The 26,137-nt window shown below is 61.7% G+C and carries 28 protein-coding genes and 3 pseudogenes; 20 read left to right on the top strand and 11 right to left on the bottom strand.

All coding sequences use genetic code 11. The features are described from left to right. Positions 1-36: 36 nt before the first annotated feature. The gene (gene pcaH / locus AAFG16_RS38400) at positions 37-825 is read left to right on the top strand and encodes a protocatechuate 3,4-dioxygenase subunit beta (RefSeq protein WP_342733763.1); all 789 of its coding nucleotides are present in this window, start codon (positions 37-39) and stop codon (positions 823-825) included. A gap of 4 nt (positions 826-829) precedes the next feature. Further along, positions 830-1,456: a protocatechuate 3,4-dioxygenase subunit alpha gene (pcaG, locus tag AAFG16_RS38395; RefSeq protein WP_342733761.1), complete on the top strand. Its 627-nt coding sequence runs from the start codon at positions 830-832 to the stop codon at positions 1,454-1,456. Between the two features lie 25 nt (positions 1,457-1,481). Here the strand turns inward: pcaG and AAFG16_RS38390 are convergent, their stop codons facing one another. Together AAFG16_RS38390 and AAFG16_RS38385 are read right to left on the bottom strand one after the other, a co-directional pair. After that, positions 1,482-2,087: an NYN domain-containing protein gene (locus AAFG16_RS38390; RefSeq protein ID WP_342733759.1), complete on the bottom strand. Its 606-nt coding sequence runs from the start codon at positions 2,085-2,087 to the stop codon at positions 1,482-1,484. A 352-nt stretch (positions 2,088-2,439) separates the two neighbouring features. After that, a complete protein-coding gene (locus tag AAFG16_RS38385) occupies positions 2,440-3,345 on the bottom strand; it encodes a helix-turn-helix domain-containing protein (RefSeq protein WP_342733757.1) in 906 nt (301 codons plus the stop codon). A gap of 50 nt (positions 3,346-3,395) precedes the next feature. Between AAFG16_RS38385 and pobA the strand changes: the two genes are divergently transcribed. Then, complete coding sequence (gene pobA, locus AAFG16_RS38380) at positions 3,396-4,568, top strand: 4-hydroxybenzoate 3-monooxygenase (RefSeq protein ID WP_342733755.1); 1,173 nt, start codon at positions 3,396-3,398, stop codon at positions 4,566-4,568. 366 nt (positions 4,569-4,934) lie between these two features. On the opposite strand, the gene AAFG16_RS38375 is transcribed toward pobA, so the two are convergent. After that, the gene (locus tag AAFG16_RS38375) at positions 4,935-5,324 is read right to left on the bottom strand and encodes a hypothetical protein (protein WP_342733753.1); all 390 of its coding nucleotides are present in this window, start codon (positions 5,322-5,324) and stop codon (positions 4,935-4,937) included. Positions 5,325-5,678: 354 nt separating this feature from the next. Between AAFG16_RS38375 and AAFG16_RS38370 the strand changes: the two genes are divergently transcribed. Continuing rightward, the gene (locus AAFG16_RS38370; protein WP_342733751.1) at positions 5,679-6,092 is read left to right on the top strand and encodes a hypothetical protein; all 414 of its coding nucleotides are present in this window, start codon (positions 5,679-5,681) and stop codon (positions 6,090-6,092) included. Between the two features lie 126 nt (positions 6,093-6,218). Here AAFG16_RS38370 and AAFG16_RS38365 read toward each other — a convergent pair whose 3' ends face one another. After that, positions 6,219-6,419 (bottom strand): hypothetical protein, encoded by a 201-nt coding sequence (locus tag AAFG16_RS38365; protein ID WP_342733749.1) that lies wholly within the window; start codon positions 6,417-6,419, stop codon positions 6,219-6,221. 227 nt (positions 6,420-6,646) lie between these two features. On the opposite strand from AAFG16_RS38365, the gene AAFG16_RS38360 reads away from it, so the two are divergent. Then, a complete protein-coding gene (locus AAFG16_RS38360) occupies positions 6,647-6,883 on the top strand; it encodes a hypothetical protein (protein WP_342733747.1) in 237 nt (78 codons plus the stop codon). A gap of 103 nt (positions 6,884-6,986) precedes the next feature. Here AAFG16_RS38360 and AAFG16_RS38355 read toward each other — a convergent pair whose 3' ends face one another. Continuing rightward, complete coding sequence (locus tag AAFG16_RS38355) at positions 6,987-7,169, bottom strand: hypothetical protein (protein WP_342733745.1); 183 nt, start codon at positions 7,167-7,169, stop codon at positions 6,987-6,989. 618 nt (positions 7,170-7,787) lie between these two features. On the opposite strand from AAFG16_RS38355, the gene AAFG16_RS38350 reads away from it, so the two are divergent. Together AAFG16_RS38350 and AAFG16_RS38345 are read left to right on the top strand one after the other, a co-directional pair. Then, positions 7,788-8,012 (top strand): hypothetical protein, encoded by a 225-nt coding sequence (locus AAFG16_RS38350; RefSeq protein WP_342733743.1) that lies wholly within the window; start codon positions 7,788-7,790, stop codon positions 8,010-8,012. A gap of 115 nt (positions 8,013-8,127) precedes the next feature. Beyond that, a complete protein-coding gene (locus tag AAFG16_RS38345) occupies positions 8,128-8,412 on the top strand; it encodes a hypothetical protein (protein WP_342733741.1) in 285 nt (94 codons plus the stop codon). Positions 8,413-8,634: 222 nt separating this feature from the next. On the opposite strand, the gene AAFG16_RS38340 is transcribed toward AAFG16_RS38345, so the two are convergent. Continuing rightward, complete coding sequence (locus AAFG16_RS38340; RefSeq protein WP_342733739.1) at positions 8,635-8,910, bottom strand: hypothetical protein; 276 nt, start codon at positions 8,908-8,910, stop codon at positions 8,635-8,637. A 367-nt stretch (positions 8,911-9,277) separates the two neighbouring features. Between AAFG16_RS38340 and AAFG16_RS38335 the strand changes: the two are divergent. Next, a pseudogene (locus AAFG16_RS38335) lies at positions 9,278-9,433 on the top strand (GMC oxidoreductase); the annotation flags it as partial. Positions 9,434-9,728: 295 nt separating this feature from the next. After that, positions 9,729-10,475 (top strand): C13 family peptidase, encoded by a 747-nt coding sequence (locus tag AAFG16_RS38330; RefSeq protein ID WP_342733737.1) that lies wholly within the window; start codon positions 9,729-9,731, stop codon positions 10,473-10,475. Between the two features lie 260 nt (positions 10,476-10,735). Here AAFG16_RS38330 and AAFG16_RS38325 read toward each other — a convergent pair whose 3' ends face one another. Further along, positions 10,736-11,440 (bottom strand): Crp/Fnr family transcriptional regulator, encoded by a 705-nt coding sequence (locus tag AAFG16_RS38325; RefSeq protein ID WP_342733735.1) that lies wholly within the window; start codon positions 11,438-11,440, stop codon positions 10,736-10,738. An 856-nt stretch (positions 11,441-12,296) separates the two neighbouring features. Between AAFG16_RS38325 and AAFG16_RS38320 the strand changes: the two genes are divergently transcribed. From AAFG16_RS38320 to AAFG16_RS38295, 6 genes are all read left to right on the top strand, one after another. After that, entirely contained in the window at positions 12,297-12,518 is a 222-nt protein-coding gene (locus AAFG16_RS38320) for a hypothetical protein (RefSeq protein ID WP_342733733.1), read from the top strand. A 1,002-nt stretch (positions 12,519-13,520) separates the two neighbouring features. Further along, positions 13,521-14,024 carry a hypothetical protein gene (locus AAFG16_RS38315; RefSeq protein WP_342733731.1) on the top strand — a complete coding sequence of 168 codons (504 nt, stop codon included), beginning with the start codon at positions 13,521-13,523 and terminating at the stop codon, positions 14,022-14,024. A 29-nt stretch (positions 14,025-14,053) separates the two neighbouring features. Beyond that, positions 14,054-15,655, top strand: a complete 1,602-nt coding sequence (locus tag AAFG16_RS38310) for an ABC transporter substrate-binding protein (protein ID WP_342741034.1) — start codon at positions 14,054-14,056, stop codon at positions 15,653-15,655. 426 nt (positions 15,656-16,081) lie between these two features. Continuing rightward, a complete protein-coding gene (locus tag AAFG16_RS38305) occupies positions 16,082-17,737 on the top strand; it encodes an OFA family MFS transporter (protein WP_342733729.1) in 1,656 nt (551 codons plus the stop codon). A gap of 143 nt (positions 17,738-17,880) precedes the next feature. Beyond that, complete coding sequence (locus AAFG16_RS38300) at positions 17,881-18,099, top strand: hypothetical protein (RefSeq protein ID WP_342733727.1); 219 nt, start codon at positions 17,881-17,883, stop codon at positions 18,097-18,099. A gap of 407 nt (positions 18,100-18,506) precedes the next feature. Further along, positions 18,507-18,716 (top strand): hypothetical protein, encoded by a 210-nt coding sequence (locus AAFG16_RS38295; protein WP_342733725.1) that lies wholly within the window; start codon positions 18,507-18,509, stop codon positions 18,714-18,716. Between the two features lie 10 nt (positions 18,717-18,726). Here the strand turns inward: AAFG16_RS38295 and AAFG16_RS38290 are convergent, their stop codons facing one another. Then, complete coding sequence (locus AAFG16_RS38290) at positions 18,727-18,936, bottom strand: cold-shock protein (protein ID WP_342733723.1); 210 nt, start codon at positions 18,934-18,936, stop codon at positions 18,727-18,729. A 1,198-nt stretch (positions 18,937-20,134) separates the two neighbouring features. Here AAFG16_RS38290 and AAFG16_RS38285 point away from each other — a divergent pair. Next, on the top strand, positions 20,135-21,100 hold the full coding sequence (locus AAFG16_RS38285; protein WP_342733721.1) for an IS5 family transposase: 966 nt from the start codon (positions 20,135-20,137) through the stop codon (positions 21,098-21,100). Positions 21,101-21,240: 140 nt separating this feature from the next. Here AAFG16_RS38285 and AAFG16_RS38280 read toward each other — a convergent pair whose 3' ends face one another. From AAFG16_RS38280 to AAFG16_RS38270, 3 genes and pseudogenes are all read right to left on the bottom strand, one after another. Continuing rightward, the gene (locus AAFG16_RS38280; RefSeq protein ID WP_342733719.1) at positions 21,241-23,391 is read right to left on the bottom strand and encodes an adenylate/guanylate cyclase domain-containing protein; all 2,151 of its coding nucleotides are present in this window, start codon (positions 23,389-23,391) and stop codon (positions 21,241-21,243) included. 19 nt (positions 23,392-23,410) lie between these two features. Continuing rightward, complete coding sequence (locus tag AAFG16_RS38275) at positions 23,411-24,079, bottom strand: hypothetical protein (protein WP_342733717.1); 669 nt, start codon at positions 24,077-24,079, stop codon at positions 23,411-23,413. Between the two features lie 187 nt (positions 24,080-24,266). Beyond that, positions 24,267-24,548: pseudogene (locus AAFG16_RS38270) on the bottom strand (HD domain-containing phosphohydrolase); the annotation flags it as partial. Between AAFG16_RS38270 and AAFG16_RS38265 the strand changes: the two are divergent. The 4 genes and pseudogenes from AAFG16_RS38265 to AAFG16_RS38250 all read left to right on the top strand — a co-directional run. Next, positions 24,546-24,952: pseudogene (locus AAFG16_RS38265) on the top strand (response regulator); the annotation flags it as partial. The pseudogenes AAFG16_RS38270 and AAFG16_RS38265 overlap by 3 nt on opposite strands. A gap of 27 nt (positions 24,953-24,979) precedes the next feature. Further along, positions 24,980-25,141 carry a hypothetical protein gene (locus AAFG16_RS38260; protein WP_342741109.1) on the top strand — a complete coding sequence of 54 codons (162 nt, stop codon included), beginning with the start codon at positions 24,980-24,982 and terminating at the stop codon, positions 25,139-25,141. Further along, entirely contained in the window at positions 25,122-25,436 is a 315-nt protein-coding gene (locus tag AAFG16_RS38255; RefSeq protein ID WP_342733715.1) for a hypothetical protein, read from the top strand. Before AAFG16_RS38260 ends, AAFG16_RS38255 begins: the two co-directional genes overlap by 20 nt. A gap of 148 nt (positions 25,437-25,584) precedes the next feature. Then, positions 25,585-26,028, top strand: a complete 444-nt coding sequence (locus AAFG16_RS38250) for a hypothetical protein (RefSeq protein ID WP_342733713.1) — start codon at positions 25,585-25,587, stop codon at positions 26,026-26,028. Positions 26,029-26,137 lie beyond the last annotated feature (109 nt).

Raw genomic sequence — 26,137 nt, 5'->3', positions numbered from 1 at the left:
TGCCCGACCGGGCCGCCACAGGGAGAGACAACGCCGATGAATGCCCAGGCTCCGATTCCAGCCTTGCAGGATCCTCGCCTCAACCGTCCCGAACCGTTCACGCCGCGCGATGGCGGCTTTTTCCAGCGCGACCGCTCGATCCATCCGCCCGCGCATGCACCCGGCTACAAATCCTCGGTGCTGCGCTCGCCGCGCCAGGCGCTGCTGTCACTGGAGAACTCGGTCTCGGAGATCACGGGACCGGTGTTCGGCCACAACGATCTCGGCCCGCTCGACAACGACCTGATCCGCAACTACGCCACGGACGGCGATCCCGTCGGCGAGCGCATCATCGTCCACGGCCGTGTGCTCGACGAGACCGGCCGCGGCGTACCGAACACGCTGGTCGAGTTCTGGCAGGCCAATGCCGGCGGCCGCTACCGGCACAAGAAGGACACGTATCTGGCGCCGATCGATCCCAATTTCGGCGGCTGTGGCCGCGCGCTGACCGACGACACCGGCTATTACTATTTCCGCACCGTGAAGCCGGGTCCCTATCCCTGGCGCAACTTCGTCAACAGCTGGCGCCCCGCCCACATCCATTTCTCGGTGTTTGGCTCCGGCTTTGCGCAGCGGCTGATCACGCAGATGTATTTCGAGGGCGATCCCTTGATCCCGGTCTGCCCGATCCTGACGACGATCCCGGACAAGGACGCGCTGGATCGCCTGGTGGCGCCGCTCGACCTCAACGCCTCGACGCCGTTCGACTCGCTGGCCTACCGCTTCGACATCGTCCTGCGCGGCCAGCGCTCAACCTATTTTGAAAATCGCACCGCGGGGAACTGAGTCCATGCCGCAACCGCTGAACTATCTCAAGGAAACCGCTTCGCAGACCGCCGGGCCCTACGTCCATATCGGCCTGATCCCGGCCATGGCCGGCTTCGACATCTTCGAGAAGAATTTTTCCAACGTGCTGGTGACGCCGAACACGCAAGGCGAGCGCATCACGCTGGAAGGCAAGGTGCTCGACGGTAGCGGCACGGCGCTGCGCGATGTACTGCTGGAGATCTGGCAGGCCAATGCGGCCGGCCGCTACAACCATCCGGCCGACCGCTCGGCCGGCGCGCTGGACGAGGCGTTTCGCGGCTGGGGCCGGGCCGGCTCCGACTTCGAGAGCGGTCTCGCCACCTTCGAGACCATCAAGCCCGGCGCCATCACTGACAAGGCGGGGCGCAAATGCGCGCCGCACGTCAATGTCTGGATCGTCGCGCGCGGCATCAATATCGGCCTCAACACGCGCATCTATTTCTCGGATGAAGAGGCCGCCAATGCCGCCGATCCCGTGCTCAATCTGGTCGAGCCGCCGGTGCGCCGGAAGACGTTGATCGCCACGCGGAGCGAGCGCGCGGGCAAGGTCGTGTACTCCTTCACGATCAATTTGCAGGGGCCGGAGGAGACGGTGTTCTTCGACGTGTGAGGATCCGGCGGATCGCTCCGCAGGATCACTCCACCCGGTCGCCGCGATGGATCGTTCCGCGCGTGAGGAATTGCGGTGGTTGCCGCAGCTCGCGCGGCCGGTCGGCTGGATCGCGCCCCACTTTCGGTTTCAGCTCCGCCAGATCAATGAAGACGTCCGCCTGTCGGCGCAGATCGTCGGCGACCATGGGCGGCTGGGTGGAGAGTGTGGAGACGACCGTCACGCGGACACCGCGGCGTTGCAGGGCTTCCACCAGCGAACGAAAGTCTCCATCGCCGGAGAACAACACGATCTGATCGACGTGCTCGGCGAGCTCCATCGCACTGACGGCGAGGTCGACATCCATGCTGCCCTTCACCTTGCGGCGGCCGGTGTTGGCGTCGACGAACTCCCTGGTGAGCTTGGTGACGACGGTGTATCCGTTGTAGTCGAGCCAGTCGATCAATGGGCGGATTGACGAATACTCCTGATCCTCGATGACGGTCGTGTAGTAGAAGGCGCGCAACAGCGTGCCGCGGCTCTGGAATTCGCCGAGCAGACGCCTGTAATCGATGTCGAAGCCGAGCGCCTTGGAGGTGGCATATAGATTTGAGCCATCGATAAAGAGCGCGATCTTCCCAATTGAAGACATTATGCACAAATCCCCAGTTCCGCACGAAAGCCGGACGGTCCAGCCGAAATGGTGCGGTGCGTCGGCCGGAAAACTCTGAAGGCGTCGATGGCTTGCCGAAAAAGGCGGCGCAGACGACCGGACAGGGGTGGCCGCCTTGCGCCAAGGTTAGGGAGGATCCATGCCACCAGCGCCAGGGCGCCGAATGCAGCCACGCTAAGGCGGGCGCGGTCCCGGCTCAATTGTACGGAGGTAAACAGCCCCTATCCAAAGGATAGGACGCCATATACGAAGGTAAGTGCCTGCGTCGGCAACAAACGCAATCGCGGTGGGCCCCCCGACCGTGGGCGCAGCTTGGCCCGTCGCCCGTGTGTCAGCCTTCATCGCCATGAAGCTGCGCGCGAAAGGCGCGCGGCGACAGTCCCGTGGCCGCGGCATAGACGCGGCTGAAATAGGCCGGGTCCTCGAAGCCGAGCGCGTAGGCGATCGTCGAGACCGGCAGATTGGTGTAGACTAGGTTGCGCCGCGCCTCGCGGATCAGACGGTTGAGGATCAGATGCGAGGCGGTGTCGCCGGTCGCCGCCCGCGTGATTCGGTTGAGATGGGTTGGCGTGATCGACAGCGCGCGGGCGTAGTCCGCGACGCTCCAGCGTTCCAGATGATGCTGCTCCAGCAGCGCCTCGAAGCGGCGGAACAGTCCGCTTTCCGCCGTGCCCGCACCGCCGCTCTCGCCGGTGAGCGCGCGTGCCACCAGCCCGATCATGGCCGACGACAGAGCGCGCAGCACATGGGCGCGGCCGAAATCGCGCGCGGCGTGCTCGGCAAAAATCTGTTTCATGGTGGCGCGGAGCTGCGGCGTGCCGCGCACGACGGCCGATCGTGACAGCGCGCCGCGCAGGCCTTCCGCGGCGAGCAGCGCCTCGTCCAGGATTTCCGCAGCGATGGTCAGCACCCAGCCTTGCGTATCGGGCTCGAAGCGGAAGCCGTGGACATGGCCGACCGGCACGTTGACGATCTGCATCGGCTTGAGTGGCACCACCCGCCCGTCGAGCGTCGCCTCGCCGCCGCCGCGCTCGATCAGCAGCACCTGGTGCAGCCGCGCGTGGCGGTGCACCGCGAGCGTCCAATCGTGCAGCACCGAGCGGGACGCGATCGTCTCGCAATGCACGACGTCGGGCAGATCGCCGGACTCGCCGAACAAATTGTAGACCCGGATCGCCGGGGCAGGGGCTGCGTGTCTCATGTTCGAATAGTACAAGACAAAGACGAAACCCTCCATCGGTTTGCGGGACTAAATCTGCAAAAAAGTGCCGACGGGAGGACGCAAAAATGAAAGTTCAGGTCTGCATCATCGGCGGTGGGCCGTCCGGGCTGCTGCTGTCCCAGCTGCTTCATCTGAAGGGCATCGACACGATCGTGCTGGAGAAATACAGCCGCGACCACGTGCTGGCCCGGATTCGCGCCGGCGTGCTCGAACATGGTTTTGCGAAACTGATGCGAGAGGCGCAGTGCGGCGAGCGGATGGACCGCGAGGGCGAGATCCACGGTGGCTTCGAGATCGCCCATGACGGCAGGCTGTCCCATATCGACCTGCACAAGCATTCCGGGGGCAATTCGGTGCTGGTCTACGGCCAGACCGAGCTGACGCGCGACCTCTACGAGGCACGTGACCGGCACGGCGGCAAGGTCGTGCACAATGCCGAAGACGTCACGCCGCATGATCTGACGTCCGACCGCCCCTACGTGACCTATCGGTCGAACGGAGAGACCATCCGCGTCGATTGCGATTACATCGTCGGCGCCGACGGCTTCCACGGCGTCAGCCGCAAGTCGATCCCGAAGGACGTGCGGCGCGAATACGAGAAGGTCTATCCGTTCGGTTGGCTTGGCGTGTTGTCGCGCACGAAGCCGGTGTCGCCCGAGCTGATCTATGTGAAGCACGAGCGCGGCTTTGCGCTCTGCTCGCTGCGCTCACAGGTATTGAGTCGCTACTACGTCCAGGTGCCACTGACCGACAAGGTCGAGGACTGGCGCGACGATGCGTTCTGGGCTGAGCTGAAGCGCCGCCTGCCGGACGAGGTTGCAGGCCGGCTGATCACGGGGCCCTCGATCGAGAAGAGCATCGCGCCGCTGCGCAGCTTCGTCGCCGAGCCGATGAGCTATGGCCGCCTGATCCTCGCCGGAGATGCCGCGCACATCGTGCCGCCGACCGGCGCGCGGGGGCTGAACAGCGCCGCCTCCGACATCTACTATCTCTATCACGCCATGCTCGCGCACTATCAGCGCGGTGATGATTCCGGCCTTGCGGGTTATTCCGCCAAGGCGCTGGCGCGGATCTGGAAGGCGCAGCGCTTCTCCTGGTGGATGACGATGATGCTGCATCGTTTCCCCGACCGGCTCGAATACGAGGACCGGTTGCAGCAGACCGAGCTGGACTACCTGCTCTCGTCCGAGACGGCGCAGCGGCTGCTCGCGGAGAATTATGTGGGGCTGCCGTTTTAGGTTTGTTGCGCCAACGCTGGCGCCCTTCCTTGTGGGAGAGGGGCGGTTTTTTTGATCGAAAATTATGGAGCGTTTCTCGGTAGATGGCAGAGGGGCGTTTCGACTTGTGTCCTTGTTTGTGTACTTTTGAGAGGGCTCCCCAGCGGCCCGCCCGGTGCCCTTGTAGCCTGTCGCCCGGCCGCGCTCTACGGCCTTCCTGCGGCCTGCCTGTGCGCTGGCGCGGCCCGCCCGGGTTCTTGTGGCCCGGCCCTGGGGGCGCTGCGCGGCGTTCCTTAGGAGGTGCGCGGGCCGCTCGCTTATCTTTGCCGCTATGGCGATCTTCGAGGGTGGCGCGGTGAACGACAATCACCTGCTTCTCGCGCGGGGTCAGGCATCTTTCAGTTTCAATGCCGCCTCGTGAACCATCAATCCCAGTAGAACTAGCCGAGAGGTTATGGCGCCTTTCGTTCGCTCAAACTCGCGGGCAAGTTCATCAGCGGACGCACCTTCCTCCCACCTTGATTTCAGTTGCCGGTCGAGTTTTGCGGTCCATTTCTCTCCGTTATTGCGGGGCAGTCCGGTGCGTTCGCGCTTTGAGCCAGCAATCTCAGAGGACAGCGGGGCTCCGAACTCTGCTAACGCTTGGACGAGCATAAGCCATTCGATCTTGGCGAGGTCCAACTCGCGGCCGTCGGAAACCGTTAGGAGCGCCCCGTTTGTCGTTTTATGAAGCGAGAATTGGCGAGCCTCAACCATCCACATCGCAAAAATGTCCACTGCTGCCCCCTAAGCCTTCCTTGAGTGCGCCACCTTACGCGCAAGTCACCACACGCGGTACCTTGCCCACAAGGGGCGGAACTTGTGAAAGCTGGCACGACCGTCGCAGGGTGGCGCCCCTCCGCAATCGTCGTCCGGGTCCTTCTGAGCGTGCCGCGCGCGCGGGGACCGCGCGACCGCCCGGTGGGAGGATATTTGCCATCGCGCATTTCGCGTTTAATTATATGCGAGGCGGTACACAAAGGCGGTGCGCGATGTGACCTTCGCTGGCGGTATCGCGTCCCCCGCAACTCGCTGTAGTATCCCCTCATCTTGGGGGCGCTGATCGTGAACTTTAGACGCGGTTTCATTCGGTTGTGGCTGGCACTGTCGGCCCCGTGGGTGCCGGGCACATTCGCATTCTTTGCAGTCGCAAACAGCGCCCTGATCTTACCCGAGGCATTCGTCATGAAGGACGCTACGTCAGGTTTCTTCAAGCTCGACAACTTCTTCGATCAGTTCAACGCTTCCTTCAAAGCAGCGCATAAGTCGATAGAGTTTCCAAACAGCGTCACACTGTTCGTCGTCAACGGCATTCCCGACGCCGTCCTGAAGGCCAAGGCCAACGAGTTCTACAAGACCTACTCGGAGCCGCGATCTGGTGAGCTTTGGTCGGCGCGTGTTGACTACTGGATGAAGGCCGCGCTCGCCGCGTTGGGGCCGCCACTTGCCGTGCTGGCACTTGGCTCCTTGATCGGCTGGATATTCGCGGGCTTCGCGCGAGACTGATCGGGCCGGAAGGCCAGGGCAACGGTGCTTGCTGTACGCGGAGCGGCGCGGGAGAAAGTCTGCCGTGACGGCAGCGTTTTTTAAAGAGTGGCTATGGCGTGCGCTGCGTCACCGCTTGTGCTTCGCTCACATCTCGCCCGCGAATGTCCTGCCCTCATTCACCCATGTCGTGAGCGGCAGGTCGTTGATGCTCTTCACCAGCATCATCTTGGTAGCGGACAACCCGTGGTCGTCGAACTCGAAATACCAACAGCCTCTGCCTTTGGCTCGGTGCAGCTCCAAGCAGGGATCGCCGATGAGGTGCACTACCGTCCCTGAGGTGAACATCGAAAGTCCCCTCTGAAGCAAGCAAAAAAGCAACGCGGATCGCCCCTTGTCCACCAACCAGAGAAAAGTTCGTCCGGGGATTTTCCGGACTACTCCCCGGTGGCTTCAGCGCTGCGTGCTCCGCTGTTTCAGCTCCCACAGCGGGTAGGCCTCCTCGATGTACGGGTCCGGCTCGGTCGGCGGCGGGATCAGTTTCGCGCCCTCGCTGCGGAAGTGCGACGCGCTCAATGCTGGTTACGGCTATCTCGAAGTCCGCTGTCCCAGCTGCGATACCAATCAGACCGACGCACGTCGAGCAGCGGCCCTACGCCGAGCCCGAAGCCGCCACGCGCAAACTGATCGAGCTGCCCGCCAGCATCCTGCCGGTTCACATCGAGAGGATCAACCCACCGTTCCTCTTCCAGCTCAAGGCGAGCGGTCCGGAGTTCGGCGCTGGGATCAAGTATGCAATTGAGAAGGGCTAGCTCGAAATGCACGCGAGCGGCACCTATGTGCGGCTGTGCGCTAAGCCCGACGACCAAGTCATCTGAGCCACGATGTAGCGTGATCGCCAGTCCGATCGTTCACCTAGCGCTCCGTGAGAAAAATCACTGATCGGTCCTCGAATTCACTGACTGGGAGATTGCCTGCGGCGGCAGTTAGTGCCGCAACAGAGATTGTTCTCGCAGGTACGGCGCGGTGAATAGGAACCATGGCCGCAGTCACGGCGGCAGCAATAACGAGAGCAAAGGCGGCAATTTGCTTGGTCATGGAAACTCTCCATCCCACCCCCTCGGACGTAGGTCTCGCGAACACCCTGCGGTGGTTCAAGAATGGCCGATCTTTGTTAACGTCAGCGGATCTGACTGGGACAAGGTAACGCGGTCTGAACGGAAATAGGAACGACGCACAACGGGTCGCATTTTTTGCTCAACTGGCTCGCCGCTAAGCCAGCAAGCGCGGCCCCGGACCGACAGACCTGTCCCTCCAGTCATGGCGGCCGGGGCCGCTTCAATCACATCGCGCTGTTCTCGTCGCCCAGCAGGAACAACACACGGGCGGTGAAATTTGGTTGCTTGTTAGCCCTTCACGCGGGCTCGCATGAAGGGTTGGCGGCGGCTCCGGGTCCTTGCCGGATCAACCGGAGCCGTCCTCAAAGCCGGTCGCCTCGAATTTAATCTCCAATCCGGTCCATTTCGTACAGACGAAGAGAAATCTCGGGCTGAGATTACTGCCAGCGCATGCGTTGGGTTAGCGTGCGCGGGCGGCCCCGGCTCGTCCCCTACCAGCCCCGGAGATGGGCTTGGGGCCGTTCCGACCTATGCTCTACACGTGCGTGCCCACGCATCGAGAGAAGAGCCGGGCACAGCATTGAACGGGAGGTCCGACATGACTTGCGCGCGCTGCGACGGCACGCACTGGGTTTGCGAGAACCACCCCGAGCGCCCGTGGGAAGGGCCGAAAGCCTGCGGCTGCGGCGGCGCGGGCAAGCTCTGCCCGGTCTGCAACAGGGTTGGCCCCGACGAGCTGCCATTGCTGCCAAACGGGTTCGAGACCGGCTTTACAACCACCGACGTCATGCGTCCATTTCTTCGCAAGGCCACGAAACAATAGCCGAGCTTGACGCATCTGGCGCGACCCACTTGGATCGATCGGTCTCGCCTGGGTGGAGTGGTGTTATGCGTTCTTCCCCTCGATTGTGCCCGGCTCCGACCGGGACATCTATCTCGTGCTCGATGATTTCGGCGGCCACCTTGGCCGGGCATGGACCGAGACGGACGAGGAACACACCGACCGCGAAACGCTGCTGCGACACCTCATGGAAGGGCAATACAGCAACCCCGTCCGCTTCGTCTGCTTCAACACGGGCGAGGGATGGTCGCGGGACGCCTCTGAGGACATCGCCGAGGAACTGCAACAGCGCTGCGCCGACCGCGCCGAGGTTCCGCCATCCCTTGAGAAATTTCTTCAAACCCACGGTCGGCAGGCGGATATTCAATTAACGCTTCTTTAGGGCGGTGTTCTGCCGCAACTTCACCCCCGCTCGTCCATGTTGTAAATTCCGCGACCTTACACCCGGAGCGCGAATTCCAATGATGGGAGACAACGGAGGATGCCGCTTTTCGAGGTCAGCATTTGCTTTTGCACTCCCGGCAAAACATGGCACGAAGATACATCGAGGGACATCACAACCCTCATTGAGGCGCGCAACGGCGTGCTTGCAGCCAAGAGCGCCCTAGACAGACTTGAGTTCGACGAGCGCGCCGAGCTGGTTCATTTCATCCATATCGGGCATCCGAAGAATGCCTAGCAGCAAGCGGCGATGACCTCCTTCGGCCTGCTCGTCGTCACCATCATCGGTGTCCTGTGCGCCGCAGCGCTCGCGAAGCCCGCAGCCCGACAATCCGTTCAGGACCGAGCCCGCCGCACGGTCGGCATCCTGTTCTGGCTCGCCTTGTTCGTGCTGCTGGTAGCCTTTTGCTCGCGGCTCGATGGTGATTTTCCTCGACAAGGTGCTCAACCGAACAGAGGAGCGGCGCGCAGGTCCCGTAGGCTTCGAGCTACTTGGCTCATTGGCATTGCGGCCAAGTTGGCGGCCCCGGCCTCAAACTCTCAACCGCGCCCACGGCCGGGGCCGTTCCAGTGCCTTGCGATGTGTCCCGCCCCGGTACATAGATCGCGGCTTATGGTATCGCGTACTGAGTTCGCCTCCCGGTCAAGGGCATCAAAGTTCCGACCGGCACTAACTGGCTCCACGAGATCAAGCACGATGGCTACCGCATCAAGCTCATGCGGGAGGGCAAGCGCGTGCGCCTCATCACCCGGGGCGGCAACGACTGGACCGACCGCTATCCCTGGCCCCCGACCCCGCGAACGGCGTCGTCGATCCGCAACTGAGAGCGGACGGGCTATCGCGCCTGCGCATCGTCGACGCCTCCGTCATGCCGCGCCTGATCAGAGCGAACACCAGCGCCACCACCATCATGATCGCGGAAAAGGCCGCCGAGATGATCGCTGCGCGCGCGGCGGGCTGACCGTCGTGAGACACCTGCAAAAAAGCCCAGTAACGGCATATCAGCGTTTCTCCCGAAGCAGACATCTTTGCGTAAGTTGGCACGCCTGCTGCGGGTCAGACTCGGCCCTCAATGTCTCGGATCGGGGCTTCTGGTCCTCGCTGACAAGCTGACCTTTTTTGAGGCGCATCGAAGGTCGCCATCGGCCATGTCCGAACCCTTGCACTTCTATTCCGAAGGATGAAAATCCACCGGCTCTCCGCTATTTTGTGTTGAGCCGCAGCTCTGAAGCGGCGATCTAGAAACGAGGTTCGCGATGACCTCCAGGTCCTCGATCAGTCGGCTCGGCGCGCCGCTCGTCGCTTTTTTTCTGACCATCTGGCTATTGGTTCCTTCGGTACATGCTATTGAGGGCGCTGCAAAGGTTGGCGTGGTGTCCTTTGGCCTGTATGGGGATCAAGGCGTGTTTAGATCCGAGGCGACCGGTGCGGCTCAGGTCGTGGCCGGCCGTTTCGAGACTGGACCGATCAACGTGGAGTACAATTCCAAGAAAGGGGGACGTGCCACGATCGAAGCTCTGACCAAGTCGTTGCAGACGGCAGCCAACCGCTTGGATCCCGAGAAAGATGTTCTCTTTTTGATTCTCACCTCGCATGGCTCTCCTGATGGCCTTGCAATCAAGGCGGGGCGGCTGACAGAAACGCTTACACCATCTCGTCTCCGCGACATGCTTGCGAAGACAGGTGTGCGACACAAGGTGGTGGTCATCTCGGCTTGTTATTCTGGGGTTTTTATCCCGCACCTAGCGACTCCCGATGTGCTGGTCATCACCGCGGCCGATGACAAGCATCCGTCGTTCGGCTGCCAGGACAAGGCCCAGTGGACCTATTTTGGGGACGCCTTTTTCAACGTCGCGCTCCGGAAAGCCGTCAGCCTGAAGGATGCGTTTCTCGATGCGCGCTCACTCGTCCGGAAGCGGGAATTGCGGGAACGTTTCGAGCCCTCGAATCCGCTCATGGCGGGCGGTGCAGACGTGCTGCCATTGCTCGTGGGGCGCCCCTGAACAACCGGCCGTGAGCGGAAAGGTTATTGCTCGCGGGCGCATCGCCGTTTCCGGTCACCCCCGATAAGCAGATTATTTGGCTGCCCGCTTAGACTTCACATTCGAGCCAACAGCAGAAGTCGTTTGACTACCTCATTGTGTTGACCCTTCGCATACATTCGCCCGAACTCAGCGGTGCTTAAACCTATGAGCGCGGGTCGCGCAGCGATCGGCGCGGACGCGGATGTTGCCGCGCGGGCAAGAACACGCAGTCGGCCGTACTACTTGAGAAAGATCTCATCCACTTTGAGACGCATCGTACTGTGACATTCGCACGCCATCGCCGCGAGCCGCGATCGATCGATCTCGATTTGGCCGCGTCGATCAGATCTGATTCCTCCCGTCGCACGCAGATTGCGCATCAGGAGCGTCACCGTCGTTCGTCGCACACCGAGCATTTGCGACAGCGCCTCCTGCGTGAGTGGGAGCATGTCGTGCTCGATGTGGTCGCGAAAATGGAGCAGCAAGCGTGCCATGCGGGCTTCGACCGGGTGCAGCGCATTGCAGGCCGCGCCGAGTTGAAATTGCATCAGCATCGCCCTGGTGTAAATCTGGACCGCGTGCCAGATCGCGGGGCTCCGGTTGAAGGCGGCGTGAAATCGCGATGCGGGGATCCGCGACGCGGTGCCTGCCGCACGGACGACGGCGGTGGCGGCCGAAGGTGACGGCCCTAGCACGGAAAGAAGGCCTACCGCCCCCTCGCGTCCGACTGCGGCGGTGGCGACCGTCTGCCCGTTCGCCATCTCGAACATCAGCGAAATGGCGCCGCTATGAGGGAAGAAGACATGCTCGATCTGGTCACCTGCTCGCGCGAGGACCGCGTCGTGATCGAGCGCGACCGTCACCAGCTCAGGCGCCAAAAGGTCGAACTCCGCCGCTGGCAGTGCTGCCAGAAGACGGTTGCTTATTCCGCCGGGACGCGTCACTGCAGGTAACCCGCTGCGAGGCATCCGCCGCCTTCTCCATACCGATCGGCGCGGAATGACCTTAACATTTGCTCAATTGTGCGTTCGCTGCGCGCAGCAACATCCTAATCACTTGCAGACGCTCTCACCTTGTACACCAACTCCAAAGGCTCGCGACCGGCGAGTGCCAAGTTTTGCTTTCAGCATGGTCGGGAAATAGTTGCAAGTACGCCGCGATCTACAATTGCAAAACGCGTATGCGCGCCGCGTGACGCTCGGTGTTTGTGAAGCTTTTGTGAAGGTTCGAAACGGTTCATCGAACGATCTGAGCCGGACCGGTTCCCATCATCCGCGGCAGGCGGCCGCTTAAGTGGTGATCCGGCACTCGAATACCTGACTTGCACCGGCGATCCGATTAGGCGCGAGGCAGATTGTCTTGCGCTCGCGGGCCGCGGGCACGAAGGGTCGAACGTCGGCGCGCCCAGCTGGAGGAGAGCGTCACGCGCTATCTAAGCCAACTTGACACGGCCGACCGACAAGAGCCGAGCGAGACGCTGGCGGCGAAGGTGACGAGGCTTACTGAGAAGCTGACAAAATTAAGATGAAAGGGGCGAGCTTGCAATCTACGAGAAGCAGATGCTTGCTCCGCCGGATCAGCAAATCTCGCTGACCGATCCCGACAGCCGTTCGATGGCGACGAGCGGTCGCGGCGCCGGCGTCGTCGGCTACAATGTACAGGTCGCCGTGGATCCTGAGCACCATCTGATTGTGGCGCACGAGATCACGAACAGCGGCTCAGATCGGGCACAACTGGCCAACATGGCCCAACAGGCGAAGGCCGTTCTAAAGATCGAGACGCTCGAAGCCGTGGCCGATCGTGGTTTACTTCAACAACCCGGAGATCCTCGCGTGCCACGAGGCCGGCATCACGGTGACTCTGCCCAAGCCGCTGACCTCGGGCGCCAAGTCAGAGGGGCGCTTCGGCAAGCAGGACTTTGCCTATTTGCAAGAGCATGACGCCTATCGCTGCCCAGCCGGGGAGCGGCTGCCGTATCGCTACACAAATGAAGAAGACAGCAGAATGCTGCGGCGCTACTGAGCCACAGCCTGTTCAACTTGCTCGCTCAAATCACAATGCACGATCGGGCCTGAGCGGCGAATTACACGATGGGAGCATGAGCATCTGCTCGAAGCCGTGCAGTAGCGTCTTGATGCAAACCCAGAAGCCATGCGTCAGCGCCGCGAGACCGTCGAACATCCGTTCGGCTAGATGAAGGCTCGCAGGGGAGCGACGCACTTCCTCACCAAACCGTTCCCAAAGTAGCGGCCGAGATGGCACTCTCGGTCTTGGCCTAATCTGACGCCAGCCATGAACATCGTCGGGACCAAGCGACTGATCGTTGCGATTGCGGCCTGAGACAGGCGCCGTTCCTAGCTTCCGGATCGACGCCCTTTGAAGTCGTTTTTACACGGCCAAGACCCAAGGCGGACATCAAGTGGCGAGCTGGACGCCGCCCGCGCACCCTTAAGCCGTGGAAGCAGACTTAGCCGAGCAACCTCTTTCATTCGCGATCAATAACATCTTGCCTCGAATAAATCCTACGTTCGACAAATCCAAGCTTCTCCGGCGATGATATGCGATTGGCCTGTCCCACATCCATTGGATCACGGGTGGGGATGGAACCGGGATTTCGGAGCGGGATACCAGTATGTCTAGAAAGTCCGAATAGCCACCACAGCCGACGAAATCTCAACTCGGTTCCGCCTCGATTCGAACTTAATAATGTCACGCCCTAACTCCATCACACGCGAGTGAGTTCCGCGGCATTTGCGCGGCATTTCCATGCGCTAAGCAAGCGAATGGATGTCGAAACTGAGGCGACGGGATCGGTGGGGCGCGGTGAAGTTTGGAACCTTATTCCGCGGTCAGATGCGTCCGCGATGTCGGATCGACGTCCGACGTCATGTTCAGATTCTCCCGATCGATGGTTCGGATTCGGAAGACGCCGGAAATCGCCGTGCGCCGCCCTCTTTGCCTTCAACTTTTGCCGGCGCAGCGAGAGCACTAATCCACAAGAGCAGAGCATCACAGGAGTAGCGTATGAGTGCCCTGAGTGAACAAGGCCGAACGACCCCTCACGATCCACTTTACTATGCACCCCGCCGATTGCGCGAAATGCCAAGGTCGCCGGTATCCACTCTTGACGAACTGCTCTCCGGACCGGACAGCGCGCACGCCGAGGGGCCCACTTCAGTCGACATCGCGCTTGAGAATGCGGTCTACCAATCGCTGCGTCGGCCGCTCGAGCCTGAGGTCGTGGACGTGCCTCCGATGCCGAGGCGCAGTCCGAATCGGCGCAAGGTGTTGTTCGGGGCTGCGGCGATTGGCGTTTCGGCGGTCGCGGCGCTGTTCATTGCATCGAGGGTTCAGACCTCCCAGGAGTCGAGCATAGCGGCGTCCTTTGCAGCGGCCGTGCAGTCGGTGAAAGACGCGCGGCCACAGCAGAGCGCGGGTCAGGCCGTCACGCCCGAGCAGTCCCAGGAGCTGCTCCAGCAATTCATGCAATGGCGGCAAAAAGACCGTTCGGCCGAGACAGCTCAATGATTGAAATGGCATATACGGAGGCGCCGACGATGCCCCATATCGGATCCAACATCACGGCTGTACGGAGCTCGCGATTGCGTTCGGTCGCGGCTGCACTTGGCGCTCTGTTCGCGACCGCCGCGGGCGCCGCGCCTAGCGATAATTTGAACATCGTGCGCGACCTAGCTGGCCGCATCGGACCGATCGTTGGTTCAGCGCTGGCCTGCCCGGACGTCGCGCGCCCCCGGATTCAGTCGATCGTCGACAAGTTCCAGACGGTGATCAGGGCAAACGCGTCCAACGAGGCCGAACGCGACGAGCTTTCGCGGCTGCTCGATCGTTATGTCGTAGATGGCCGCAATGCGCTGACGGCAGGTCGGACCAATTGCAGAACGGCGGAACGCCAGCTTGCCGATCTCGAACAGTCGCTTCCCGGAAAGTCGCCATCGCTGATCAGCGCGATCGGGCCGACGCCAGCCGCTGCCTCGACGGCGCCAACGGCGCCCCTGCCGCGAGCGGCTCTCGCTTCCACCTCCCGCGGCGTGACCGCAAACGAAATCCGGTTCGGGATCGTGGGACCGTTTTCCGGTCCAGCGAAGGAACTCGGACGGCAGATGAAGCTCGGGATCGATACCGCCTTCAACCAGGTCAACGACGCCGGCGGCGTGGAGGGCCGGATGCTCCGGCTGACCTCGGCGGACGACGGTTACGAGCCGACGCGCACTCTCGAAGCCATGAAGCAGCTCTACGAGAAGGATCAGGTCTTCGGCTATATAGGAAATGTCGGAACGCCAACCGCGGCCGTCGCAGTCCCGTACGCGCTCGAGCGGCGGACATTGTTCTTCGGCGCGTTTACCGGAGCGAATGTCATACGCAACGATCCTCCCGATCGTTATGTGTTCAACTATCGCGCGGGCTATGCGGAGGAGACCGACGCTGCCGTCCGCTATTTGACGAAGCTGCGCCGGCTGCAACCCCGACAAATCGCCGTATTCGCTCAGCAGGACGCTTATGGCGACGCCGGATTTGCAGGCGTCTCAAAGGCGTTTCGTTCGCTCGGCCTGAACGACGCCTCCATTCTTCGGCTCAACTACAAGCGGAATACGGTGGACGTCGACGAGGCGGTCAATCAGCTAAAGGCGCAGAAGGGCGTGATCAAGGCCGTGGTCATGGTTGCAACCTACCGGGCCGCCGCCAAGTTCATCGAGAAGACGCGAGATGTCTTTCCTGGAATGGTTTACACCAACGTCTCGTTCGTGGGCAGCACCGCACTTGCCGACGAACTGATGCTGCTAGGGCCGCGCTTTGCCAGCGGCGTCATTGTGACGCAAGTGGTTCCAGCGGTTGGAGGATATTCAAGCGCTGTCCTCGAATACAAAAACGCGCTCGCCAAATATTTTCCAGGCGAGTCGCCGGACTACGTGTCGCTTGAAGGATACGTTGCCGCCAACGTCCTGATCCAGGCACTCAAACGAACGGGCCCGCAGCTCGATACCGAAAGTCTGGTCGACGTTCTTGAGAATACGCACAATCTCGATCTGGGTCTCGGCACCTCCCTCAATTTCGGCCGCGCCGAACACCAGGCGTCGCACAAGATCTGGGGAACGACGATTGACGAAAGCGGTCGATACCGATCGCTCGAGCTTGAATGAGTATCGGAGCATCGGACGAAGCTGCAGCCCGTCCGATGCTCCGACTCACAGAGGCAAATCGACAGCTTCAGCATATTGCATTGTGAACCGCGCGATCAGTTCGGCGGCGAGCATGAACTGGCTGACGCTGACGCCACAGGCCGCTGCAAAGAATTTTTCCATCGTATCGACACACATCGAATCTTAGTGCCGATCGATTTCTCCGCAAGCAATTGCGGAGTTCTGTCGTGCCTCGTGGCGCCCGCTGGACCCGGCGTCTGCAGCCTGCACGTCCGGACACATCCGTTGCGGGGCTGTAATGCGCTTGCCGATCCTGCGCATCTCGAGAACGTGCCAACTGCAATCAAGTTCGCGCCGCGAATTGGATGCAGGGATCGTGGGCGGCAAACCCGCCCGGAACTTGGAATCTACAGGGGAACAATATCGATGACGACGATCAGTAGTGTTGGAGCCATACCTCGCGCCGGAGGTGGCATTCTCGACAAAGAACGCACGATTGCGCGAGCGGGCTTCAATCGCTGGCTGGTCCCGCCGGCGGCACTGTGTCTTCATCTTTGCATCGGCATGGCTTACGGCTTCAGTGTGTTCTGGCTGCCGCTGTCGCGCGCGCTTGGGCTGACGGCACCGAAGACCTGTCCCGACATGACCCTCGTCCAGGAATTGTTCACGACAACCTGTGACTGGAGGGTTGCGAGCCTCGGCTGGATGTACACGCTGTTTTTCGTGCTACTCGGCATTGCCGCAGCGGTGTGGGGTGGCTGGTTGGAGCGGGTTGGACCGCGTAAGGCCGGGTTCGCCTCCGCCTTGTGCTGGTGCGGCGGCCTCTTTCTTGGGGCGATCGGCGTTTACGTGCATCAGCTTTGGCTGTTGTGGCTGGGCTCGGGCGTCATCGGCGGTATTGGTCTCGGCATCGGCTACATCTCGCCGGTGTCGACGCTCGTGAAATGGTTTCCCGATCGCCGCGGCATGGCGACCGGCATGGCCATCATGGGCTTCGGTGGCGGCGCGATGATCGGCGCGCCCCTTGCGAACCTTCTGATGAACTATTTCAAGACGCCGACCTCGGCCGGTGTCTGGGAGACTTTCGTTGCGATGGGCGCCATCTATTTCGTGTTCATGTTGGTCGGAGCCTTTCGCTATCGCTTGCCGCCGGCGGGCTGGTGTCCGGATGGATGGACAACGCCGGCCAAGACCAACTCGATGATCTCGCAGTATAACGTGCACCTCAAGGACGCGCACAAGACTCCCCAGTTCTGGCTGATCTGGTGGGTGCTTTGCCTAAACGTTTCGGCGGGTATTGGCGTGATCGGCATGGCGTCGCCGATGCTCCAGGAAATCTTCGCGGGCAAACTGATCGGGTTGCCGGATGTCGGCTTCAATCAACTGACAGCTGCCCAGAAAGCGACGATCGCGGGTATCGCGGCCGGCTTCACCGGTCTGCTGTCGCTGTTCAACATCGGCGGCCGCTTCTTCTGGGCGTCCTTGTCCGACAAGATCGGCCGCAAGAACACCTATTACACGTTCTTCATCCTGGGTATTGTTCTCTACGCGCTCGCGCCGACGTTCGCGGCGATGGGTTCGAAGCTGCTGTTTGTCCTCGGCTTCGGCATCATCCTGTCGATGTATGGCGGTGGATTTGCGACCGTTCCGGCGTATCTTGCCGACCTGTTCGGTACCCAGTACGTCGGAGCAATCCACGGACGTTTGCTGACGGCATGGTCGACAGCGGGAATTATTGGCCCGGTCGTGGTGAACTATATCCGCGAATTCCAGCTTGCGGCCGGCGTCAAGCCCGACCAGCTCTACAACACCACGATGTATATTCTGTGCGCGATGTTGGTCGCAGGTTTGATCTGCAACTACCTGATCAAGCCGGTCGACCCGAAGTGGCACATGCGCGAGATGGAAGTCGCGAGAATGCAGGCGGCCGCCCCAAGCGCGAGCGCATCGGGACCCGCCGGCTCGTTTGGGATCGGGCTCGGCGGACTCGACGCGAAGGCCGCACTCTTCTGGGCGTTTGTCGGCATCCCGCTAGCATGGGGCGTCTGGATCACGCTGCAGAGCGCGGCTAAGATCTTCTGATCACCGCGTCCAGGCCGTGCGGCAGCCCCCATGGCAAAGCTGCACGGCCTTTCCCGCTACCATCGCCGAGGTGCTTCGCTTCGCCGGGGTGTCGCAAGACGGCCCTCAGAGACTGACTCAAGAAAATTTCGAATGAAGCCATCATGCATGAGCAGATCAACAGAGATGAAGACTGCACGTTCATCGCCGAAGAGATCATGAAGATGCGTGGGGTCATGAGCGAGTTAGCCAAGGAGCGGCGTCTGCTAGGCGACACTGACCCGATTGTCGTAGCCAGCCTTTTTTATCCCCCGCCGACCGCCTGGCTTTCTTGCGTTCGTGTTGCCGAGCGTCACCTCATGCCCGGGACCTCGCGAATGTAATGGACAATCTTCGGCGATTTCCTGCGCCGCGGGTGATGGAAGAGGAGGAGGATTGCTTTCGCATCAAAGACGCGAACGGCTTCTCGATCTGTTGCGTTGTCAATCGAGAAGACCTTCATGCGTGGAGCTATCAGTATGCAGGGAATTACCTGTCGCGCGATGAGGCGAGGCGGATTGCGAAGGCAATCTCCCGATTACCTGAGCTGCTGAAGCGGCCACGGTACTGAGGGTGCTCCTCTGCACGAACGCTCCGATTACAACCGGTTTGTGGGCTGTTCGGCTGACGAACAAGGACGCGGACTCATTAAGGCGCAGCCATAGCCTGATTGACGCGAGTTGAACGAATGCGAGGTAGTTGGCGGCGAGCCTAGCTTTGTGATATCGCTCACATGGTCGCGGGGCTATTCTTGGCCGACGATGATGGCGCGCGTTGGTGTGAGGCGAGGTTTGAACCGACACTACGTCACAGAGTTCAATCCAAAGAGAAAAGAGCCGCATCGGCGACGGCCCAAGCTGAAGAGGGCTCAATAACCGTCTTCGTCTATGTCGATACCACCAAGCAGGGCGGTGAACGCATCAAAAAAGCCCACCATTCGCGGCGGGCTTATTTGTTTTGATCGGCCGCAATCACCCGATACGTAGGTTCTCCGCTGAAGCCTTGCCGGAGCGGCGGTCCGCCACAACCTCGTAGCTGACCTTCGCGCCCTCCGCGAGGCCGGCGTATCCGGCTCTTTCTACTGCAGAGATGTGGACGAACACGTCCTTGCCGCCATCGTCTGGCTGAATAAAGCCATAGCCCTTTGTTGCGTTAAACCACTTCACAGTACCCATAGCCACTTACGCTCTCCAAAAACGTTAGAAAGGAGCGAAAGCTAATCGGCTTTCTATGAAGGTTCAATGACGGCTGAAGAAAAGAAACCCGATGCGGGTGGCCCTAAACGCAGAAAGGCCGGGCACGAAGCCGGGGCCGTTGGGTCCACCTGATGGGTACATCCGCCAATCAGGCGATCCAAGCTCTATGCGCACATCAGAGCAAAGCTCCGCATCGCGCGAAAACTTGGGCGTCTGGAGTGAGTGCCTGTCGGTCACCGGAGTGCCGTATCGAAAATCAGCATCTCGCGAACGGGGAATTTAGTTGCTGCTGGACCCAAACCTAAGGTGACAGTATCAACCCTCCGGCAGGGCAAGCATCGATAGGCATATACAGCGGGCAAGTTCGCGATCTCTGGGAGCATCGCAAGGTAATCCATAGGCTGCCTACATTGCCTGCAAACAAGGATTGGAGGATTGTCCCGCGTCATCGCAATGCCCGTTTGAAAGCGAGCAGCATAACTTTTAACGGTCCCGGCCGCACCTCCGGGCGACTACCGACGCCTATCGAAATTCGGCGGGCCGTAATTGCGAGGTTGATCGCCACGTTGGCGCCGCGCAGCGCTTAAGAAATCGGTCACTAGTGAATGGCACAATCGCTGCGCTAGTCGCCGTTTGCGACAGCGTATTCTGAAGAACATCGCCCGGTTGGCGGTCTCTTGTGGGAGACGCGCGATGTTTAAGGGCTTCGCAGCAGCGGTTTTGCGGTCCCAATTGCGGTGCAGCTAGACCAATAACCCAACCAGCGGTCGTTTTACCGAGGGAGCCATGGCGATGCTGCGGCAGATCAGGTCCGCGTTCGGGTTTGGATAAGTCCTCGCCTTCGATCTCTGGTCCGATCAATGGCAAACCAAGCCGGGTTGACGCCGAGACCTCCGCAAAAGCGTCATTATACAAATTGAGTTCGTTTCGGCAGGATCGAACTGCCGCAACTCCACCTTGGAGTTGGAGATGGTGGTTGAGATGTATTCAATGAAATTGGTGCGCTTGGTCGCGATGTCTACAGTCCCGATGGCTCACGCCGCAGGGCTGTTCGGGACACTATAGGGACACAAAACTACTATCTAGTTGTTTTCAGTAAAGAAACTTGCGGCCACCCTCTCCCACAAGGGGCCTGTTGCGTAATTCGCCAATTGTGATTCCCTAAGGCGAGGCTTTTGGGGGAATGATGATGGCGGTGAAGCAGACGGGCCAACCGAGCTTTGTGGACGCGCTGACGCCGAAGGGAGCCGGCGCCAATGCGGCTCTGGATCGGCTGGCAGGCTTGGTCAAATGGTACCGGTTCGAGAAGCTGATCGGCCATTTGCGAGATGAGAAGGGACCAGGCCAGCCGGGTTACCCAGTGTTGGTGCTGTTTCGCGCGCTGTTGTTGCAGTCACTCTATGGTCTTTCGGAGCGCGAGCTCGAGGAGGCGCTGGGCGAACGGCTGTCGTTCAAGCGCTTCGTCGGCCTGAGCCTTGAGGATGCGACGCCCGACCATACGGTTCTGAACCGCTTCCGGAACCAGCTCGTTGAACAGGGCCTTCTGGAGAAGTTGTTTGGCGAGCTGGATCGCCAGCTTGAGAATGCTGGTGTCATCCTCAAGCGCGGCACGATGCTGGATGCAACCTTGATCCAAGCCGTCTCAGTTCCTCCGAAGGAGGATCGTCCGTCAAACGACCCAGATGCCCGGTTCACCAAGCGACAGGGCAAGGGTGGTTCGACCTTCGGGTACAAGGCTCACATGGGTGTCGACGAGGGATCCGGCCTGATCCGCGCAGTCCTGACCACGCCCGCCAACATCAACGACACGACGCCGGCCGACGAACTGATCCGCGGCGATGAAGCCGTGGTGTGGGCCGATGCGGCTTACGACACCCATGCCCGGCGGGCTCGGCTGAAAGCGGAAGGCAAGAAGCCCCGCATCGCACGTCGTCCGAACCGGCATCACCCGCAGCTGCCGCCGAGGCTCAAGCGCTACAACCGCCTCATCGCACGACGACGGGCAACGGTGGAGACGACCTTCGCTACCCTCAAACGCCGGATGCGGCTCACCTGCATCCGCTACGTCGGTCTCGCCAAGGCAAGCGGACAAATCCTGCTTGCCTCTATCGCGTTCAACATGAGGCGCTGGGCCGCAATCGCCGCGTGAGACGCCCGCCAAGGGCACCAAACTACCGTCTCGCCCCCAAATCGGGCCGAACACAGCCTCTCTCTTTACGTCTCCTGTCGCAAAAGGCAGTAGCGCAACAGGCCCACAAGGGGAGAAGGGAAGCGAGCGGCTCGCGGCTGCTACTTCCCTTCCAGCGTGTTGACCGGCGTCCAATCCGACGACGGTGGATCTGCGCTCAGAGCCTTCGCACGTTTCGCGAACAGCGCCGATGCCGGATCGATCTTCGCGACGCCGCCGAACGCGTCAGCTGCCTTCGCAAACTCCCTTGCCCGCCAACACGTCAGCCCCTCGGCATACGCCGCAGCGACCTTCGCCTGCTCGGCAGTCTGCGTGCTCCTCTCGGCGAGCGGCTCGAACACCTTGATCGCTTCGCCGCGCCCCAAGACCCTGATCGCATCGAGCTCGCGCCATGCAAAAGTGTCGCCGGTCTGCGCGACCGTCGCTTCCGAGGCCATGATCGCGGTGCCGTAATATTTGTTGGCGCCTTCCAAGCGCGAGGCGACGTTCACGGTGTCGCTCATCACGGTGTAGTTGAAGCGGCGGTGGGAGCCGATATTGCCGACCACGGCTTCGCCGCTGTTGAGGCCGATACGGTGCGACAGACCGTGGCCGGCGAAGGCGGGATTGTGGGCGTTCAGCTCCGCGAGCTTGTCCTGACACTTCAGCGCGGCGCGCACGGCGTTGCGCGCATGGGCGGGATCGTCGGCCGGGGCGCCGAACATGGCGACGATGGAATCGCCGATATATTTGTCGACATAGCCGCCATGGCTCTCGATGATATCGGTCATGGCGGAGAGATATTCGTTCATCAGCTTCACCAGCTCGTCCGGCGTCATCTTTTCGGCGATAGAGGAGAAGCCACTGAGATCGGAGAAGAACATGGTGACGTTGCGCATCTCGCCGCCGAGCTCCGGCATCTTGCCGGAGGCGACCATGGTCTCGATGATTTCGGGGGCGAGATAAAGGGCAAAGCTCTTGCGCAGGAAACGCTCGTCGCGATCGGCGAGCACGAAGCGGTAGCCGATCATCATCGCGAGCGCGGCAAGGCTTGCGAGCGCGGGCTCGGTCAGCGGCAGCGCCATCGCATGCACAAACGCGCCGACGGCCGCGGCGGTGTAAATGGCGGTGAGGGCTAGCCACACGATCAGCGCGCCGCCCGGTGCAAGCAGGCAGGCGGCGCAGGCGATGATCGCCGCGAACACGATCGTCAGAATAGTGCGCATGGGAAAACCGAGCTCGGTCACGGCATCGCGCTCGATCAGGTTTCGCACTACCGCGGCGTGCACGAACACACCGGCGACGTCGCTCCGGGCCTTCTGCGCAGTGCTTGCGGGTGCGGGCAGGGCGCATCTCGCTCCCGGCATCCCGTCATAGCCGCCGGTAAGACGCATCGAGGTCAGCTTGCGGTCATCGAAGGTCAGGATGCTGCCGATTAACACGACCTTGCCGTCAAAGGCCCGGCGGAAGAAATCGCGGTCGCCTCTCTCGACGCAGGCGCGCAGGTCGGCGAAGGAATAAGCAGGGACGTCGCGGCCCATGCCCCGGTAATTGAGTGTCAACGTGTTGGGGACGCTGCTCGGGATCGTGTAACCGGACAATTCCGTCACGCCAGAAGCTCCTGTGTCGGGCTTCGCGCCGAGCGCACGCGCGGCGAGCTCCACCGCCATCGTGGGGGCTGGCTTGCCATCGGTCAGAAAGCTCAGCGGCATCCGCCGAATGACGTCATCGGTGTCGGTATGGACGTTTAGGGCGCGGATATTGCCTTTCACTGCCAGTTGCTGCGCGCGGTCGGGCCTGTCCGGATGGTCGTTGCTGAGGATTTCGCCGAGTAACAGCTTGCCGCCGTCGGAGAGCTGCCGCAGCGCAATCAGGTAGTCCCGGTCAAATCCTCTTATCCGGCTGCCGAACGACGTGTCGCCAAAGGGAATCTCCGACTGCTCGATCGAGCTCTTGAAGATCACGTCGAAGCCGATCACCTTGGCGCCGCCGTCACTGATGCTGGCGAGCACCCGGCCGATCTCGCGTGTCCAGGTTTGTGTCGGCGATCCCCTGAACGGCGGGGTGTCGTAGGTCTCGCCGTCGATGGCTACGACGACGACAGGCGATGTCGCGGGATCGCGACGATCGCCGAAAAGCTTCCATCGCAACGCTGTGAGGATATCGAGCGAGAGACCTTGCAGCGTCTGGAACGGCGGGGACGTGAAGACCGCGCCCGCAAGGAGCGCAATCAGGATCGCCGCAACGATGTCCCGTCTGCCGATCCGCCGCATCGCCCCGTCGCTAGGCTGCCTATTCGAGCCGCAGCAGGCGGCCGACGATCGGCGTCGGTGATGACGTCGCGCTGGCGTCGACCTGGAAGGCATAACGCTTGGCGCCGAGAATGGCGAGATAGCTGCCGCCGGGGGTCAGCGACTTCCCGGCTTTGGCAAAGTCGTAAAATTTGCCGCCGACCATGATCTCGCTCTTGAGCGGCACGCTGATCGTGGGCTCCTTGCCGTCGGTGCGCTCGATCACGAGCGTGCTGCCGCTCTTGGCCTGCACCAGCGGCGCTGTGCCGTACAGCGTCGGTAGCTTCGATGGCGCGCCCTTGGTGTCCGAGCGCATGGTGCGGAAGGTGGTCGCGGCACTCTGGTTCGCCTCGCGCTCCGACAGTTTCGCGGCGTTGGTATCGCAGGGCACTTTTTCCCGCTTGACGTCGCCAAGCTGCACGGTGCTCTGCTCGGCGCCGACCAGGACGACGCCTTCGCTGATGGTCTCGCGTTGGCAGGATTTGAGATAGCTCAGCGTGATGCTGGCCTTGGGGCCGAGCTTGATGATCTTGCCCGGCGCCACATAGTCCATGAACGCGACGCCGTCGACCTTGCCCTGGACGTCCTCGACGATCGCGGCCGGCGTCTCGGCCAAAGCGGGGACCGCAAGACAGAACGCGCCGATAGCGGCGCCGATCAGGCGTTTCATGGGAATGCTCATCCAGTTCGACCGATGCTCTACCGGTCCCCGTCCTGGTCCGATGCTTAGCAGCGGCGCGCCCAGGCATGTGTGACCAGAATCACTCTTAGTATTGGTGCCACTTTAGCAGGAACAGGTTCAACCCGGCGACCGGAGAAAACGGAGCCGCGGCAAGCCGTTGGCCGAATGGATAATATCAGGCGGCCGGGATGGCCGGGCTGCTCTCCACCGCACACTCTATATTAGGAACGAGCGTCGCCTCGGTCTTCTGATATGGCGTCGCCTGCTGCCCGGCGGCGATCTCAACGACCTCGTCCCAGCGCGACAGGAAGGCCTCGACGCAGGCCGGGTCGAACTGACGGCCTTGATGCTCGACCAGGTAGTTGCGCGCCGCCTCCAGCGGCATCGGCTCTTTATAGGGGCGCCGCGTCGTCAGGGCGTCGAAGACGTCGGCGACTGCGACCACACGTGCGGCGAGGTGATGGCGACTGCCTCCGATCCCTTCGTCGCCGAGAAGGAGCTGACCCATGTCATCATTCTCGATATCGAGATGCCGCGCATGGATGGCATGATCTTCCTGCGCAAGATCATGGCGCAGCGTCCGATCCCGGCGATCATCTGCTCCTCGCTTACCGAAGAGGGCTCGAACGTGATGTTCGAGGCGTTCGAGGCCGGCGCGGTCGACATCGTGCCCAAGCCGAAGATCGACACACGGCAGGCGCTGTTTGAATGCTCCACGCAGTTGCGTGAGACGGTCAAATCGGCGGCGCGTGCGGTCCGCGCTCCGACCGCAGGGTTATCGGGAAGAAGCTGACGGCCGATGCGATCATCCCGCCGCCTGTGCCAGGGCAAGGTGAGCTCAAGGCGACCGCCGATCAGGTCTCGGCGGGCGCAGGGCGCCTGCGGCCCGTGCTCGACAGTATCGAACGCTCCGCGCAAGAGCTGAAACAACTACGCGTGCAGGGCGATCCGACCCAGCTCGCCAAGCTCGAGCCGCAGATCCTTAGGGCGCTGCGCGAGGTCGGCCGGCAACGAACGGCTCGGCAAGCTGATGAGCCGGCTCGTCGATGAAGGTGCCGAATTCGAGGGGCTGATGAATTCGGCGCAGGGCCTGATGACCACGCTCGGTGAAGGGCTCCTCGGCATTGCCCGCGGTCGCCGGAAGCCTCGCCACCGCGAGCGCGCAGGGCCGCAGCCGGAGGCGCAGGATCAGGCGATGCTCGACGGTCTCTTCGCGCGCTACACGATGGAGCGCGAGCGGGACGTCCACTGCGAATCCCTGCAAACGCTCGGGCTGGCGTCGATTGCCACTACGCGCGGGCTCGAAGCGGTCAAGGCCGCGGATGACGGCATAGAATTGTTCTGACGTCGGCCGTCGCGTCTTTGCGCGCCGGCAGCAATTTGACGGGTTGGCTTTGCGGGGCGTTAACCGTGGCGAAATGCTCGTCGTATCGGTCATTGTCGCGCCCCAGAGTTCGTCGCAAATACCCATGGAATTGCGACGGATGTTTTTCATGCTGAGAGACGGCAAATACGCTGCCTGGTTCAGGACCCCACGTGGCCAGGGCACCGGCGTCGTACATCTGGCCGAAGGTCGGATCTCGGGCAGCGACAGCTTCTTCACCTATGGTGGATCCTATCGCGTCGACCAGCAGCGCTTCACGGCCCTCCTGACCACGAAGCGGTATGCCGACGGCCCGCCGACCGTGTTCGGGCATGACGAGGTCGAGGTCGAGCTCTCCGGCGTGTGCAGCGGGGCGATGGCGACCTGCTCGGGAACGGCCAGGCAAGCGCCTGACGTGATGTTCGAGGCGACGCTGATCTACTGCCAGGAGGATCAACCTGCCGCCGAGACGCGACGTGCCGTCGTGAAGCTCAATGACAAATTGCCCAAGGGGCTCGATAGCCGTTCCCGGCCGCGCCACTTCCCTGGGCCTCCCAGGTCTCCCGCATCTTAGTACTGCATTGACGCTGTTGCCTCGAAAAGACGCCGCAGCCGGACCGAAGAAACCGTGCCTTTAGACGTGAAATCTAAATCTGAAGCCCGATAACGGTGGTGGAAGAAGA

Origin of the sequence: Bradyrhizobium sp. B117 (genome assembly GCF_038969555.1) — a bacterium.
Lineage (GTDB): Bacteria > Pseudomonadota > Alphaproteobacteria > Rhizobiales > Xanthobacteraceae > Bradyrhizobium.
Note: the sequence above shows the minus strand (reverse complement) of the source record. Positions and strands in the feature narration are given on the sequence as shown.

Excerpts from the sequence above, each read along its gene's own strand:
- AAFG16_RS38275 (WP_342733717.1), bottom strand. The coding sequence starts at position 24,079 with ATGAAACGCCTGATCGGCGCCGCTATCGGCGCGTTCTGTCTTGCGGTC.
- AAFG16_RS38385 (WP_342733757.1), bottom strand. The coding sequence starts at position 3,345 with ATGGAGGGTTTCGTCTTTGTCTTGTACTATTCGAACATGAGACACGCA.
- AAFG16_RS38280 (WP_342733719.1), bottom strand. The coding sequence starts at position 23,391 with ATGCGGCGGATCGGCAGACGGGACATCGTTGCGGCGATCCTGATTGCG.
- pcaG (WP_342733761.1), top strand. The coding sequence starts at position 830 with ATGCCGCAACCGCTGAACTATCTCAAGGAAACCGCTTCGCAGACCGCC.
- AAFG16_RS38255 (WP_342733715.1), top strand. The coding sequence starts at position 25,122 with ATGAGCCGGCTCGTCGATGAAGGTGCCGAATTCGAGGGGCTGATGAAT.
- AAFG16_RS38360 (WP_342733747.1), top strand. The coding sequence starts at position 6,647 with ATGCTGGTTACGGCTATCTCGAAGTCCGCTGTCCCAGCTGCGATACCA.
- AAFG16_RS38315 (WP_342733731.1), top strand. The coding sequence starts at position 13,521 with ATGAGTGCCCTGAGTGAACAAGGCCGAACGACCCCTCACGATCCACTT.
- AAFG16_RS38250 (WP_342733713.1), top strand. The coding sequence starts at position 25,585 with ATGCTGAGAGACGGCAAATACGCTGCCTGGTTCAGGACCCCACGTGGC.
- AAFG16_RS38350 (WP_342733743.1), top strand. The coding sequence starts at position 7,788 with ATGACTTGCGCGCGCTGCGACGGCACGCACTGGGTTTGCGAGAACCAC.
- AAFG16_RS38285 (WP_342733721.1), top strand. The coding sequence starts at position 20,135 with ATGATGATGGCGGTGAAGCAGACGGGCCAACCGAGCTTTGTGGACGCG.
- AAFG16_RS38300 (WP_342733727.1), top strand. The coding sequence starts at position 17,881 with ATGCATGAGCAGATCAACAGAGATGAAGACTGCACGTTCATCGCCGAA.
- pobA (WP_342733755.1), top strand. The coding sequence starts at position 3,396 with ATGAAAGTTCAGGTCTGCATCATCGGCGGTGGGCCGTCCGGGCTGCTG.
- AAFG16_RS38355 (WP_342733745.1), bottom strand. The coding sequence starts at position 7,169 with ATGACCAAGCAAATTGCCGCCTTTGCTCTCGTTATTGCTGCCGCCGTG.
- pcaH (WP_342733763.1), top strand. The coding sequence starts at position 37 with ATGAATGCCCAGGCTCCGATTCCAGCCTTGCAGGATCCTCGCCTCAAC.
- AAFG16_RS38330 (WP_342733737.1), top strand. The coding sequence starts at position 9,729 with ATGACCTCCAGGTCCTCGATCAGTCGGCTCGGCGCGCCGCTCGTCGCT.
- AAFG16_RS38310 (WP_342741034.1), top strand. The coding sequence starts at position 14,054 with ATGCCCCATATCGGATCCAACATCACGGCTGTACGGAGCTCGCGATTG.
- AAFG16_RS38365 (WP_342733749.1), bottom strand. The coding sequence starts at position 6,419 with ATGTTCACCTCAGGGACGGTAGTGCACCTCATCGGCGATCCCTGCTTG.
- AAFG16_RS38390 (WP_342733759.1), bottom strand. The coding sequence starts at position 2,087 with ATGTCTTCAATTGGGAAGATCGCGCTCTTTATCGATGGCTCAAATCTA.
- AAFG16_RS38305 (WP_342733729.1), top strand. The coding sequence starts at position 16,082 with ATGACGACGATCAGTAGTGTTGGAGCCATACCTCGCGCCGGAGGTGGC.